Genomic DNA, 13880 nt, shown 5'->3' with positions numbered 1-13880 from the left:
GATCCGAAATCGAGCCTGTCTGCCGTCGGCCCTGTAAAAATAGGCAGTCACCTCGTCGGATGCGAGGCGGACGTGGTGCCGTTCTCGAGGATCCGAGGAGTTCCATGGCTGGGCTGTCGCGTCGACAATTCATCACTCGGGTGGGCGCGCTCGCGGCGGCCTGGGGAATTGCACCCCACGTGCTGGGTCAGGCTCTCGTTGCGCGCGCCCAACCTGTGGAGGCGGACGGGACCGGAACACTGGCGCAGACGATCCTGCGAACCTCGACCGGGCCGGGCAAGTACCGCGTACTCGGTACCGGACCGGGGGAGCCCTACGTCGCTCGCCTCGACGTCCTCGGACGAGCACCGAGTCCATCGAGAGTGCAGGCGCGCCGGTCGCTGCTCTACCTCGGACACCTCTCGGACATGCACGTCATCGACGCGCAGTCGCCCGGACGCATCGAGCCCATGATCGTTTCCGACCACGCCGCCTGGGGCTCGGCGTTCCATCCGCAGGATCCGCTGACCGTGCACGTCACCGCGGCGATGGTGAAGGCGTTCGCGGATGCGCGGATCAGCCCGGTCACCGGCGCACCGATGGGGGCGGCCGTGGTCACCGGGGACAGCGCCGACATGCATTCTCATCTCGAACTACGCTGGTACATAGACGTTCTCGACGGAGTCCCGGTTCGGCCGACGAGCGGGGCCGCGAACGTCTTCGAGGGTGTTCAGGCCTGGCCGGAGGCGCAGTGGGCCTATCGGCCCGGTGACTCGTCGGGAGGATCGTTCGGCGAATACGGATTCCCGACGCTTCCCGACCTTCTCGACCAGGCGATATCGGGCACCGTCGAATCGGTGGGTCTACCCGTGCCGTGGTACTCGGTGTACGGCAACCACGACACCCTGTTGCTCGGCACCTTCGATCTGTCCTCGCAACTCCACGCGCTCGCTGTCGGTGGTCGCAAGGCGTACACGCTCGAGGCGACAGCCACCTCGGCCCTCGCCGGCTATGCCTCGACTGCCAGTCCGCTGCAACGAGTGGTCGATGCGCTCGGCGTGGGATCCGGTGCGCGACCGGGGTTTCGCGCGGTGTCCGCCGATCCGGCTCGATATCTGTTCGAGCAACGCGAGTTCATGGCGGAGCACTTCGAGACCACCCCGACGCCGGGTCCGATCGGTCACGGCTTCACCCAACACAACCTCGACTCCGGCGAGACCTGGTGGACCGCAGACCCCACACCGAACATTCGCACGTTCGGGCTCGACACGTGCAATGCCGTCGCCGGTCCCGACGGTGCGGTTCCGGAGAACCAATTCGCGTGGCTCACCCAGCAATTGGAGCGGGCGCAGGCCGAGAACAAGCTCGTACTGATCTACACGCACCACAACAGCCTGACACTGGAGAACCGAGCACAGCGGCCAGGGCAATCGGTGAAGCTCTACGGCGCAGACGAATTCGTCGATCTGCTGCTGAAGTATCCGGTGGTGATCGGTTGGCTCAACGGCCACACCCACCAGAACCAAATTCTGGCGCACTCGCGAGACGGACGAGGATTCTGGGAGATCACCACCGCGTCGTGCATCGATTTCCCGCAGCAGCAGCAGGTGGTCGAGATCGTCGACAACCGAGACGGGACACTGTCGCTGTTCACCACCGTTCTCGATCACGCATCTCCGGTCACGCCCGGAAACAGCGGCAGCTACCTGGATCTGGCGTCCCGTAGCCGTGAGTTGGCGGCCAACGACTGGGCCGAGAATCCGCTGATGCGGAGGGGTTCGCGCCTCGATCGCAACACCGAGCTGCTCCTGCCTGCACCGTTCGATCTGAGCAGCATCACCGACGCCGCGCTCGAGCAGCAACACCTGGACGAGCACGCGAGACTGATCGCCTACGAGACGAGGCAGGGCCGATGAACAGTGTTCGCAGGACGATCCTGCTGTTGTCTGTGCTGGTGGCGTGCGCGGGGTGCTCGCAGACCGCCGCACTCGCCCCGGTCGGTGGTGCCGAGCTCGGTGACCTCCGCTACGCAGTGAACGACGTCTTGTTCGAGAAGGGGATCGAGATCCTGGTCGCACCGGTGTGCTCGGGTACCGGAGCCGATATCGAATGTGCCGGGGTGACAACCGACAACGAGGCGATCACCGGTTCGGCCACCTCGGACGACGCGAGCACCGTCGAGGTCAAGGTCGGTACGGAGGTCCTGTACTCGGGATCGGTGCAGGACGTGCTCGATCGCAATTCGACGGTCGGTGCACCGTGAGGGGGAGTGCGGTTCTCGCTGCCGTGGTGGTCGTGTCGGCACTGGTTCAGGCGCTGACCGTGCTGGGGGATCCGGTTCCGACGTCATCCCTCGGTTTCGCGGGGCTGGTTGCGGCCTCCGCCGCGGCACTGGTGATCGCACTGTGGATCACCGCATCGACGGCACTCGACGTGGCGGACGGCAAAGCGTCCGATGCACTGGGTCGGGCGTGGCGACGGCCGCGTGTCCTGATGTGGTGCGTGGCGTTGACTCTGGTGGCCGTTGCGCTGGCGATTCTGTTCCCACTGCTTCCGATCATCGTGATTCTGGTTGCGCTGCTGGTGCTTCCGGCCGTGGCCGACGGGCAACAAAATCCGTTCCGCGCAGCGTCGGCGACTGTCCGGCAGTCCCCGGGGCGGTGCGCAATCGCGGCAGTCGTCACGATTGTTGCCTACGTCCTCGCCTGGGTCGTGGCACTGGTACTGGGCTTCTTCGTCACCGGTGTTGTGGCCGCGTTCGTCACGTGGCTGTGGTTCGGGGCGATTACCGCTGCGTTGCTAATCCTTTGGTCGCGGCTGTATCGAAGGGCGGCGATGCTTCGACTGCACTCAGCCGCGGGCTCGCCGACCGGCCGCGGCCTCGGCGACGATGTGCGCGATTCGAGCTGAGCGAGTGGCGTCTCGCGCAGCGCTGACGACCCACCACAGCATCTGTTTGCGGGCACTGGGCGGAAAACCGTCCCAGGTGCTCCGGGCGTTCGGGTCTCGGTTCAGGGCAGTTGCCAGTTCGAGTGGTTCCTCGAGGTCTTCGACCTGATCGGCAATCGTCCACCAGCCGTTGGCCTTCGCGGCAGCGATGGCACGTCGGCCTGCTTCGGTCATGAGGCCGCTGTCTTCCATATCGGCTGCGCGTTCTCGGTTGAGCCGGGTCCACGGACTCTTGGGCCTGCGTGGCGTGAACATCTGCACGCTGCGCTCGTCGTCGAGGTTGCTGCCGGTGGAATCGATCCAACCGAAGCAGATGGCTTCCTCGACGGCGTCCGGGTACGGGCACCGTGGCCGGGTGGTGGTGTTGCGCCACGAACACAGCCACACGCCACGGGTGGATGCATGATGGAGCTCGAGCCAAGTACGCCACTGTGTCCGAGTCTCGGCGTGAAAAATCGGGTACTCGAACTTCCACGTCGGCGGGTGGTCGGATGCCGTCGGCGGCTCCGGTGACGTCACGTGCTCGCGCAATCTACTGCTGCCGGTGCCACCTCGCCGCGGTTCCACATTGCTTCAGTGTGCTCGCCGTCGAGGAAATCTGCTGTCTCATTGTCGGGTGAAGATCGCGAACACCGGACCTCGTCGTGGGGCGGGCGGGGCTCGAACCCGCGACCAATGGATTATGAGTCCACGGCTCTAACCGACTGAGCTACCGCCCCATGCCCGTACCAGGTACGAGCCTGCAGAATCGTACAGAATCGCGTCGCCTCGACGGTTCATCGGGGCGCTATTTCGCCCTCACCTGCACCGGGACCCCGTTCAGGATCGCATTGGCCGAGACGGCGTCGACTCGGCCCGGGTCGGTGATGTCGTTGACACTGGGGCCCGTCACCGTCGTGGCAACGGACAGCTCCACGCCGGGGCGCTGATGCCCGAAGCCGTGCGGCATGCTCACCACGCCCGGCATCATCTTGTCCGATGCCGCCACCTCGATGTCGACGGTTCCGGCGGCGGAGGTCACCGACACCATCGCCCCGTCCTCGATGCCGCGGTGTTCCAGGTCGTCCGGGTGGGCCAGAAGCTGATGTCTCGCTTTGCCTTTGGTGAGCCGGGCGGTGTTGTGCATCCAGGAGTTGTTGCTGCGCAGGTGTCGCCGACCGATCAGCAACAACTCGTCACCGGTCGCAACGGCGCTCGAGTGCATCAGGTCCACCAACGCGGGAAGTTCGGCAACAACGATGTCCTGAATCAGCTGTACCCGCTTGTCCCGCGTCTTCAGCTTCTGCGGGAAGCCGGGCCGCAGGGGTCCGAGATCGACACCGTGGGGGTTGGCTCGAAGCTTCTTGAGCGACAACCCTTTTCGTTGGCTGCGGAGCAGGATGTCCAGGGTGCGCGCGGGGGACAGGCGCAGGCGCGCCTCGCTGATCACGCTCTTCGGAGTCAATCGCGACTTCACTCGACCGATCGTCGAACCGGCCATCGCGCTCTTGTAGCGGAGTGACAGGTCTCGGAATATCTCCCAATCATGCTTTGCGTCGGCCTTCTTGGGCAGGACCGCCGGCATGTACTTGGCAGTGTTGTGTACCGCGAAGGAATTGAAGATCAGGTCGTAGTGGTCGCGTTCGAGAGACATCGTCGGCGGCAGAATCACGTGTGCATGACGCGAGGTCTCGTTGATGTAGAAGTCGAACGACACCATGAAATCGAGACCCGCGAACGCGTCGTTCAGGGTGGTACCGCCGGGCATCGACAGCACCGGATTGCCGGACAGAACCGCCATCGCGCGGATCTGGTCCTTGCCCTCGGTGGTGATCTCGTCGACGAGCGTCGAGCAGGGGTATTCGCCTGCGAACTCGGGCAGGTCGCGAACGCGGCTGCGCCACTTGTCGAAATGTCCGCGGCCGACGATGCCCTGCTTGATCAGATCGATCGCGGGATCGGTCACCATGGCACCGCCGGGGCGGTCGAGATTGCCGGTGATGATGTTCAGTACCTGAATCGCCCACTGGCACACGGTGCCGAACTGCTGGGTCGAGACCCCCATTCGGCCGTATGCCACCGCGGACTTCGCCGACGCGAAATCACGTGCCAGGGCCGAGATGTCCTCCGCGGCAATCCCCACGACCGGAGCAACGGATTCGGGGGTGAATTCGGCGACGAGGTCGGCGATGCGATCGGCGCCGTCGATGTAGTCGGCCACGCGCACGGTGCCGTCGGCGACGATGACGTGGATCATCGCGAGCAGGAGCAATGCATCGGTGCCGGGACGCACGAAGAAGTGCGTGTCGGCGATGTCGGCGGTCTCGGTCTTGCGCGGATCGACCACGACCAGGCGTCCGCCGCGTTTACGCAGTGCCCGCGCTCTCTTGGCGAAATCGGGGACGGTCATCATGGAGCCGTTCGACGCCATCGGATTGCCGCCGAGTACGAGAAAGAAGTCGGTGCGGTCGATGTCGGGGATAGGCAGCAGCAGTTGATGCCCGTACAGCAGGTGATCGACGAGCTGATGCGGGAGCTGATCCAGCGAGGTGGCGGAGTATCGATTACGCGTTCGCAGGAGCGAGGTGAAGGGAATGCCGTGGGTCATCGCACCCATCGAATGGACGTTGGGGTTGCCCTGATAGAGACCGACCGCGTTGCGCCCGTACTTCTTGCGCGTCGAGATCAGGCCGTCGATCACGAGGTCGTATGCCTCGTCCCAGCCGATCTTCTCCCACTTCTCACCCACACGTTTGACCGGTGTGGTGAGTCGATCGGTATCGGCGTGCAGGTCGATCAGCGACAGAGCCTTCGGGCAGATGTGACCGCGCGAGAGCGGGTCCTTCTCGTCACCGCGGACGGACGTGACCGCATCGTTCTCCACCGTGAACTCGAGCCCACAGATCGCTTCGCACAGATTGCACGAGCCATACACAACCGACATCGCATTCCTCCCACTCATGTGCTGCGAGCGTAGCCCGGCGGGGGACCGGGGCACCGTCATCGACCGACAATTAGGCTCGTGAATCGTGACCACCCTCGATCTCACGTCCTCCTGGCCCGTCGACCACGTCAGTGCAGCAGTCGTCACCGACTCCGGAGTTCGTGAGCAGGTCGGCGACACCGATCGCGTCTACGAGTTGGCCTCGGTCACCAAACTGCTCAGTGCCTACGCAGTCCTCGTCGCCGTCGAGGAAGGTGCGGTGGAGCTCGATCAACCCGCAGGGCCGGAAGGGTCGACGGTGCGTCACCTGCTGGCACACGCGTCGGGCCTGGCGTTCGGCGACCGCACGGTCCAGGCACCGGCCGGCACCAAGCGGATCTACTCGAGCACCGGGTTCGAAGTACTGGCCGAACTGATCGAGACCGAAGCGGGCATCGCCTTCCCGGACTACCTCGACGAGGCCGTGTGCAGGCCACTGCAGATGACGAATACCGCGCTACCGGGATCGGCAGGCCACGGTGCCAGCTCCACCCTGGCGGACCTGAAGAAGTTCGCGGCGGAGTTGTTGGAACCCACGCTCCTCGCGTCGCAGACCCTCTCGTCGGCGACGGCCGTGCAGTTCCCCGGCCTCAACGGCATCGTGCCCGGGTACGGATCGCACAGGCCGTGCGACTGGGGACTCGGGTTCGAGCTGCGGGGTGAGAAGAGCCCGCACTGGACCGGAAGCGGCAACTCGTCGGCCACGTTCGGTCACTTCGGTCAGGCCGGAACGTTCCTGTGGGTGGACCCGTCCGTGCGCACGGCATGCGTGGTGTTGACCGACCGGGCCTTCGGAGACTGGGCGAAACCGCTGTGGCCGGAACTCTCCGATGCCGTTCTTGCAGGGTGAATGCCGATCGTTCACAGATTGCACTGGCGCAACAGGGGTAACTCGGGGCACACTAGTACACATACGTGTTGATTGACTGCAGCCAGCCGAAGCATGTCGAGGTCGTTGGGGAAGACGTCCCTCGTCGAAGCTGGAGGTAGTGCAATGCGTGGATCGAATCAATTCGCAGAAGCGACGTCGGGTGTCGTGTACATCCACTCGTCGCCCGCTGCGTTGTGCCCGCATGTCGAATGGGCGTTGTCCGACGCCCTCGATTGCCGTGCGAATTTGAAGTGGTCTGCGCAGCCGGCCTCCGACGGGCAGCTGCGCGCCACCACCGACTGGGTAGGCCCGGTCGGCACCGGAGCGACCCTCGCCGGCATCCTGCGCTCGTGGCAGATGCTGCGCTTCGAGGTGACCGAAGACCCCAGCGAAGGCGTCGACGGCGAACGATTCTCGCACGTACCCGGTCTGGGGCTGTGGCGTGGATCGACGAGCGCGAACGGTGACGTGGTCCTCGGCGAGATGCGTTTGCGCGCCCTCATGGATAACAACCAGGGCAACCTCACCGCGGCCGTGGAGCACGCTCTCGGGTCGGACTGGGACGCCGCCCTCGAGCCGTACCGCACCGGGGGAGCCGGAGCCGAAGTGACGTGGTTGAGCCGCAACGTGGGCTAGTGGTGAGAGTTGCTGGGGGTTCGGTGTCGCGGTAGTTTCGCGGGCGTGCCTGGGGTAGGCATGTGGGAACGACCGTGGAGTGGTGAGTTCGATGTTGTCGACCGGAAAAGTGATTCGATTCGACGAATTCAAGGGGTACGGATTCGTAGCGCCGGACGAGGGCGGCGAGGACGTGTTCATTCACGTCAACGATCTGGATTTCGACAAGAGGCTGTTGGCACCGGGTGTTCGCGTCGAGTACGTCGCCGTCGACGGTGACCGAGGGCTCAAGGCCACCCAGGTACAGATAATCGACGGTCCGGCATCGACCGCGCTGGTGACCCGACACAAGCCCGACGTGCCGTACCACCACACCGTGCCGGTGACCGACCATCAGAACCTCGAAGACGTCATCTGCGACGTCCTGTCCGAGGCGGACTTCACTGCCGAGGTGACCGAGGCACTGCTGACGTCCAACGGAACCGTGACGGCAGCGCAGATTCTCGACATCCGATCAGCGATGCTGCGAGTGGCTCACGATCACAAGTGGATCGAGAACTGACCGACGCGTATCCCCTTCATCCCGCCCTGCAGCCCGCTCGGTTCCGGATGAATGTGGCTTCGTTGCACTCGGAGCGCTACTGATCCACACCGTGAATGGACCATTACATACGTCTGGGCGCTGCAAGGGTCCATTCACGCGGACGGGGGAGGACGGGGCGGGGGCTGAGTCAGGGCCGCAGGCGAGGGTGGTTGATCAGAGCGGAATGTTCTTGTGGTTTCCGCGTGCCGCGGGCGCGGCCGCGAGAGCCTTGGCGACGGTGCTGCGGGTCTTGCTCGGTTCGATGACCTCGTCGACGACACCGATGGCCACAGCACGCTCGACGCCACCGGCGATGCTTTCGTGCTCGACTGTAAGCCGATCGTGCAGTGCTTCGCGCTCCTCCTCGGGAGCGGCCGCGAGAGCCTTCTTGTGCAGGATGCCGACGGCTGCCTTCGCGCCCATCACGGCGACCTCGGAGCCGGGCCAGGCGTAGACCGCAGTGGCACCCAGCGCGCGAGCGTTCATTGCGATGTACGCACCGCCGTAGATCTTGCGGGTCACGAGGGTGACGCGGGGGACCGTGGCTTCCGCGAAGGCGTGCAACAGCTTTGCGCCACGACGCACGACACCTTCCCATTCCATGCTGACGCCGGGGAGGTATCCGGGTACGTCGACCACCACGACGAGCGGTATGCCGAACGAATCGCACAACCGAACGAAACGTGCTGCCTTCTCGGCGCTTTCGGAGTTCAGGCAACCACCGAGTCGGATGGGGTTGTTGGCGATGACCCCGACGGTGCGGCCACTGATACGGCCGAGGCCGATCACGATGCTGCGAGCCCAGCCGCCCTGGAATTCCTCGAAGGTCGACTCGCCTTCGACGTTGTCGAGCAACTCGTGCACGATCGGGTGGACGTCGTATGCGCGACGGTTCGATTCGGGCATCAGTGCCCGGAGGTCGGTGTCACCGTGTTCGGCAGCGGCGATATCGAAGTCGCCCTGCTCGCAGAACATGGACACCAGACGGCGGGCGCGGGTGAACGCGTCCATCTCGCTGTCGGCGACGATGTGGCACACGCCGGACTTCTTGTGGTGGGTGTCGCGGCCGCCGAGCGAGGCCATGTCGACCTGCTCGCCGGTGACGCTGCGGACGACGTCGGGACCGGTGACGAAGACACGTCCCTCGGGAGCCATGATGACGACGTCGGTCAACGCAGGACCGTAGGCGGCGCCGCCGGCTGCGAAGCCGAGGACGACGGAAACTTGGGGGACGAGGCCGGACGCTCGAACCATGGCCTCGAAGACCAGTCCGACGGCGTGGAGAGCTTCGACGCCCTCGGCGAGGCGAGCGCCTCCGGAGTGCCAGACGCCGACGATCGGAGCGCGCTGCTCGATGGCCGTGTCGATGGCGGCGACGATGTGCTTGCAGCCGTCGACCCCCATGGCGCCGCCCATGACGGTGGCGTCGGAGCAGTACGCGATGGTGTGGACGCCGTCGATCTCGCCGGACGCTGCGAGGATGCCGGATTTGTCCCGATCGTGCAGCGGGACAGTGGTTCCGGCGTCGAACAGATTCTCGAGGCGGGCGAGTGGATCGCGGGGATCGGTCGAGGTACCGGATCGTGTGACAGGGGCCAGAATAGTCATCGCTTGTCCTTCTTCAGGGCCCCTGAGGGGGCGAGGCCCGAACCGGAACCGTTCCCTGAGAACGGCCCCGGTCCGGATCATGCACTGCGAGAGCGAGATCGACCGAGTCGAAGAAACGACTCAGTGCATCACGCCTTTCCGAAGGCGAGCGCTACGTTGTGCCCACCGAATCCGAACGAGTTGTTGATCGCGTAATCGATCTGTCCGACGCGGGGCTCGCCCTTGACGACGTCGAGATCGATCTCGGGATCCTGGTTCTCCAAATTCAGTGTGGGAGGGATGATTCCCTCACGCACTGCCAGCACCGTCAGTACCGACTCGAGAGCGCCGACGGCACCGATCGAGTGGCCCAGAGCGGATTTCGGTGCGTACACCGCTGCGTGATTTCCGACGGCCTTGTTGATCGCCAGCGCCTCGGCGGTGTCTCCGATGGGAGTTGCCGTTGCGTGGGCGTTCACGTGGGTGATGTCGGACTTCTGCAGGCCTGCGGTCTCGATGGCGCGCTGCATCGCACGCGCGGCACCCTTGCCCTCCGGATCGGGAGCCACCAGGTGGAACCCGTCGGAGGTGATTCCGGCACCGAGCAGGCGGGCGTGAATCGTTGCGCCGCGAGCCTTGGCGTGCTCTTCGGTCTCGATGACCATGAGCGCACCCGCTTCACCGAAGACGAAGCCGTCACGGTCCTTGTCGAACGGACGTGACGCACCCTTCGGGTTGTCGTTGTTGGTGCTCATCGCCCGCATCATGGAGAAGCTGGCGATCGGAACCGCGTCGATATAGCCCTCGACGCCGCCGGTGACGACCATGTCCGCATCGCCCATCACGATCATCCGCCACGCGTGTGCGATGGCTTCCGATCCCGAGGAGCAGGCGGAGACGGGAGTGATGACACCGGCCTGTGCTTTGAGCTCGAGTCCGACGACCGCTGCGGGGCCGTTCGGCATGACCATCTGAACGGCGAGCGGAGACACCTTGCGGTAGCCGCCTGCCTTCATCTTGTCGTTGGCGTCGATCAGCGAATCTCCGCCACCGAGGCCGGTACCGATCGACACACCGAGGCGAAGGGGATCGACGTCGGGGGTTCCGGCGTTCTTCCAGACCTCGCGGCCGAGGACCGTCGACAGTTGCTCGACATAGCTCAGGCGACGAATCTCGACCCGCGAGAGCAGGCTCTGCGGGTTCACCGCGAGGTGTCCGCCGATCCGCACAGGCAGGTCGTACTCGGCGACGAAATCGTCTTCGAGCTTTGCGATTCCGCTGTCGCCGTTCAGCAGACCCTTCCACGTGGCATCGACGTCACCCGCAAGTGACGTGGTCGCAGCGAGGCTGGTGACGACGACACTGGGGAAGCGTCCGTTGGCGGTGGATGGGTTGGTCATGGGCCCTGTCACTCGCTCGCGGAGTCGTCGAGCTTGGCCTTGATAGCTTCTGCGGCTTCGGGGTTCTCCGCTTCGAGCTTCTGGATGTAGTTGACGGCGTCACCGACGGTGCGCAGACCTGCGAGGTCCTCGTCGGGGATCTTCACGCCGTACTTGTCCTCGGTCTGCACTGCGATCTCGACCATGGAGAGCGAGTCGATGTCGAGGTCGTCCACGAAGGACTTCTCGATGGTCACCTCGGACGGTTCGATGCCCGTGACCTCCTCGATGATCTCTGCAAGTCCGGCGATGAGGTCTTCCTGGCTGGCCACTGTTGTGGCTCCCTTCTCTTCTGTGTAGAACGCCGAAGTCATGTGCTTCGAGACGCGATTGTGCATTTCTGCCACTCGGGGAGTGGAAGTGCGATCCGCAGTGTGTGACGGCGGAGTGTGTGGGGCGAGCTAACCGAGCTCGGCCATTGCGGAGATGTCCGCCGGTGTCTTCAGGCCGAGGTTGGCAACGCCACGCAGTTCGCGTTTGGCGATGCCGACCAGTGCGCCTGCCGGGGGCAGTTCGACAAGTCCGGTGACCTGCGCGGTGCGCAGGTAGGCAGTGCACAGATCCCATCGCACGGGGCGAGTGACCTGAGCAGCAAGCTTGTTCAGTGCGTCGGCACCCGAGGCGACCGGCTGACCGTCCGAGTTGGACAGCAGCGTCCGCGTCGGCTCCGACGGAGTGATCGCGGCAGCGGCCGCGGCAACGGTGTCGCCGGCAGGTGCCATGTATTTCGTGTGGAACGCGCCTGCGACCGGCAGTGCGCGAACCCGAGCCTTCTCCGGCGCGCTCTCGGCCAGCTCGGCAAGTTTGGTGAGCAGGCCGGCTGCGACGATCTGACCTGCAGCGTTGACGTTGGCCGGCGCGAGGTCGAGTTCTTCGAGGCGGGCCAGGACGGCAGCCTCGTCTCCGCCCAGCACGGCGGACATGCCGGTCGGTTCGAGTGCACACGCCTTGGCCATTGCTGCGCCACGGACGGCGGCGAGTGATACGGCGTCGTCGGAGGAGATGACGCCGGCGATGGCAGCGGCGGCGAGTTCGCCCACGGAGTGCCCGGCGACGACGGCGTCCTCGGGGAACAGGCCCCGCGATGCGATCTCCTCGAAGGCGAGCAGGGCCGACGCCACGACCAGGGGCTGGGTCACCGCGGTGTCGGTGATCTCCTCGGCGGTTGCTGTGGTGCCGAGGCGGACGAGGTCGAGACCCGAGGCCTTCGACCACAGTGCGAGCCGGTCTGTCGCACCTGGCAATTCGAGCCAAGGCAACAGCATGCCGGGAGTCTGAGAGCCCTGACCGGGCGCAAGCAACGCAATCACAGGGTTAAGAGAACACTGTCGGGTGCCGATTGAGTGATGTCGCGCTCGATGAACTCTCGACAGGCAATTTGTGGGAACCCTACAAATCGCCTCGTGGGGACTCGCTATCGCCGGAGGGTGGTGGAGCGTTACGTAACCACTTCTCCGAATGTGACCTGTGTGACATATGGGGCTGGATGTGCCGGTTCGTGATGCGTTCGAGCCAACCTACCTACCGTTGCCGCGACCCTGAGCACGTACGCGTCGCGCGGGTGAGTGGGGTCGCGACCGGTGACCTCTGCGATGCGCTTGAGCCGATACCGAACGGTATTTGGATGAACAAACAGCTGCCGTGCGCAGGTTTCGACGGCTCCGCCACAGTCGAGATACGCATCGAGGGTGTCGGCAAGTCCAGAACCGGCCGCCGCCAATGGAACGACCACGTGATCGTTCAACGCCGATATAGCCGCACTGTCGTTGAGCAGTGCGCGTTCGGGCAACAACTCGCCAGCGTGCACCGGACGCGGTGCACCACGCCAGCCGGCGACGGCCTGCATGCCGGCGAAGGCTTCCACCGCGCTCGAGTGCGCCGCGCCCAGGGTGCGAGTGGTCGGGCCGATGACCACGGGCCCGTCGGAGAAGTTCTGCAACATGTCCTCGATGAACGCGTGGTGGGCCGGCGTGTCCTCGATCTGGCCGCTGACCACCATCACCAGCCGAGTGCCTTGCACCACGGCGAGTGCCGCGCGGCCGTGCTTCTGCGCCACGGCGTGCACTGTTCCGACCACCGAGACGCCCCGATCGTCCGGGGGAGTACCGACCAACACCGTCGCGGGGGCCGTGGCGTCCCAGTTCAGCGTTGCGGCACGCGAGAGCATGTCCGAGCCGGTGTCCCCACGCACGACGGCATCGACGACGAGAGCTTCGAGGCGGGTGTCCCAGGCACCGCGAGATTCGGCCGCACTGGCGTAGACCGACGCGGCCGCGAAGCCGAGCTCGCGGCCGTACCGCAGGACGGCCTCGGTCAGGGCCACCAGCTGCTGATCGTTGCGAGCCAGCGCCGGAAGCCACTGCTCGAAGAACTCCATCGCCACCCGGACCATGTCGACGGTCTGGCGCAGAGTGAGGCGGCGGGCCAGGTCTTGGGGGATGACCTGGAATGCGTCGAGGCTGAAGCGGATATCGCTGTTGGGGTTCTTGAGCCATTCGAGAAAGTTGTCGACGGCTGTCTGAATCAACAACTGCACGCTTGCGCGTTGGGCCGCGTCGAGATCGCCGAAGAACGGCAACTGGCCCTGCATCGTGGTGACGGCTTCTGTCGAGAGTCGGCCGGAGAACTGTTTGACCCGCCGCAGCAGGGCATCGGGCAGGGGATCGCGCTTCTGGCGTGAGGGAGCCAGTGAGGCGACCGGAAGATGCACTTCGTTGTCCGAGGTCAACGACTCACGCAACGCCTCACGATAGGCGTCGCGTCGGGACACTTCGCGTGTGGACGCACTGTCCGGGGAACCGGGCTTCGCATCGGACATAAGGAGAACCTACGCCCGACCCCCGCCCACCTCGCGCTGGACGTGCCGCGCGAGGTGGAACGGGGGTCGGGTGATCA

At 65.1% G+C, this 13880-nt stretch carries 13 protein-coding genes and 1 tRNA gene; 6 read left to right on the top strand and 8 right to left on the bottom strand.

What is annotated here, in order from left to right; genetic code table 11:
* Window positions 1-104 precede the first annotated feature (104 nt).
* From CH274_RS13665 to CH274_RS13655, 3 genes are read left to right on the top strand one after another with little or no spacing between them, the layout of a single operon-like run.
* A complete protein-coding gene (locus CH274_RS13665; RefSeq protein ID WP_094657777.1) occupies window positions 105-1895 on the top strand; it encodes a TIGR03767 family metallophosphoesterase in 1791 nt (596 codons plus the stop codon).
* On the top strand, window positions 1892-2242 hold the full coding sequence (locus CH274_RS13660; RefSeq protein ID WP_094657776.1) for a hypothetical protein: 351 nt from the start codon (window positions 1892-1894) through the stop codon (window positions 2240-2242). The genes CH274_RS13665 and CH274_RS13660 overlap by 4 nt, the downstream gene beginning before the upstream one ends.
* Window positions 2239-2889 carry an EI24 domain-containing protein gene (locus CH274_RS13655; protein WP_094657775.1) on the top strand — a complete coding sequence of 217 codons (651 nt, stop codon included), beginning with the start codon at window positions 2239-2241 and terminating at the stop codon, window positions 2887-2889. The genes CH274_RS13660 and CH274_RS13655 overlap by 4 nt, the downstream gene beginning before the upstream one ends.
* Here CH274_RS13655 and CH274_RS13650 read toward each other — a convergent pair.
* The 3 genes from CH274_RS13650 to CH274_RS13640 all read right to left on the bottom strand — a co-directional run bounded on the left by CH274_RS13650 (window position 2830) and on the right by CH274_RS13640 (window position 5851).
* Entirely contained in the window at window positions 2830-3447 is a 618-nt protein-coding gene (locus CH274_RS13650) for a YdeI/OmpD-associated family protein (protein WP_094658025.1), read from the bottom strand. The genes CH274_RS13655 and CH274_RS13650 overlap by 60 nt on opposite strands.
* Window positions 3448-3573: 126 nt before the next feature.
* A tRNA-Ile gene (locus CH274_RS13645) sits at window positions 3574-3647 on the bottom strand.
* A gap of 68 nt (window positions 3648-3715) precedes the next feature.
* Window positions 3716-5851 carry a molybdopterin-dependent oxidoreductase gene (locus tag CH274_RS13640; protein ID WP_094657774.1) on the bottom strand — a complete coding sequence of 712 codons (2136 nt, stop codon included), beginning with the start codon at window positions 5849-5851 and terminating at the stop codon, window positions 3716-3718.
* Window positions 5852-5936: 85 nt separating this feature from the next.
* Between CH274_RS13640 and CH274_RS13635 the strand changes: the two genes are divergently transcribed.
* The 3 genes from CH274_RS13635 to CH274_RS13625 all read left to right on the top strand — a co-directional run bounded on the left by CH274_RS13635 (window position 5937) and on the right by CH274_RS13625 (window position 7938).
* Window positions 5937-6740: a serine hydrolase domain-containing protein gene (locus CH274_RS13635; protein WP_094657773.1), complete on the top strand. Its 804-nt coding sequence runs from the start codon at window positions 5937-5939 to the stop codon at window positions 6738-6740.
* Window positions 6741-6884: 144 nt separating this feature from the next.
* Complete coding sequence (locus CH274_RS13630) at window positions 6885-7397, top strand: DUF3145 domain-containing protein (RefSeq protein WP_094657772.1); 513 nt, start codon at window positions 6885-6887, stop codon at window positions 7395-7397.
* A 91-nt stretch (window positions 7398-7488) separates the two neighbouring features.
* Window positions 7489-7938 (top strand): cold-shock protein, encoded by a 450-nt coding sequence (locus tag CH274_RS13625; protein WP_094629932.1) that lies wholly within the window; start codon window positions 7489-7491, stop codon window positions 7936-7938.
* Between the two features lie 195 nt (window positions 7939-8133).
* Here the strand turns inward: CH274_RS13625 and CH274_RS13620 are convergent, their stop codons facing one another.
* The 5 genes from CH274_RS13620 to CH274_RS13600 form a co-directional block, all read right to left on the bottom strand.
* Window positions 8134-9567, bottom strand: coding sequence for an acyl-CoA carboxylase subunit beta (locus CH274_RS13620; protein ID WP_094657771.1), 1434 nt, complete (start codon window positions 9565-9567; stop codon window positions 8134-8136).
* A 128-nt stretch (window positions 9568-9695) separates the two neighbouring features.
* Window positions 9696-10946: a KasA/KasB family beta-ketoacyl-ACP synthase gene (locus CH274_RS13615; RefSeq protein WP_032394462.1), complete on the bottom strand. Its 1251-nt coding sequence runs from the start codon at window positions 10944-10946 to the stop codon at window positions 9696-9698.
* A gap of 8 nt (window positions 10947-10954) precedes the next feature.
* Window positions 10955-11299 carry a meromycolate extension acyl carrier protein AcpM gene (gene acpM, locus CH274_RS13610; RefSeq protein WP_045199610.1) on the bottom strand — a complete coding sequence of 115 codons (345 nt, stop codon included), beginning with the start codon at window positions 11297-11299 and terminating at the stop codon, window positions 10955-10957.
* A gap of 87 nt (window positions 11300-11386) precedes the next feature.
* On the bottom strand, window positions 11387-12295 hold the full coding sequence (locus CH274_RS13605; RefSeq protein ID WP_094657770.1) for an ACP S-malonyltransferase: 909 nt from the start codon (window positions 12293-12295) through the stop codon (window positions 11387-11389).
* Window positions 12296-12423: 128 nt separating this feature from the next.
* Window positions 12424-13803, bottom strand: coding sequence for a PucR family transcriptional regulator (locus tag CH274_RS13600; protein ID WP_230596653.1), 1380 nt, complete (start codon window positions 13801-13803; stop codon window positions 12424-12426).
* Window positions 13804-13880 lie beyond the last annotated feature (77 nt).

Origin of the sequence: Rhodococcus sp. 06-418-5, assembly GCF_002258285.1 — a bacterium.
Taxonomy (GTDB): domain Bacteria; phylum Actinomycetota; class Actinomycetes; order Mycobacteriales; family Mycobacteriaceae; genus Rhodococcoides.
The sequence above is the reverse complement of the archived record's forward strand: the minus strand, read 5'-3'. Positions and strand labels throughout refer to the sequence as shown.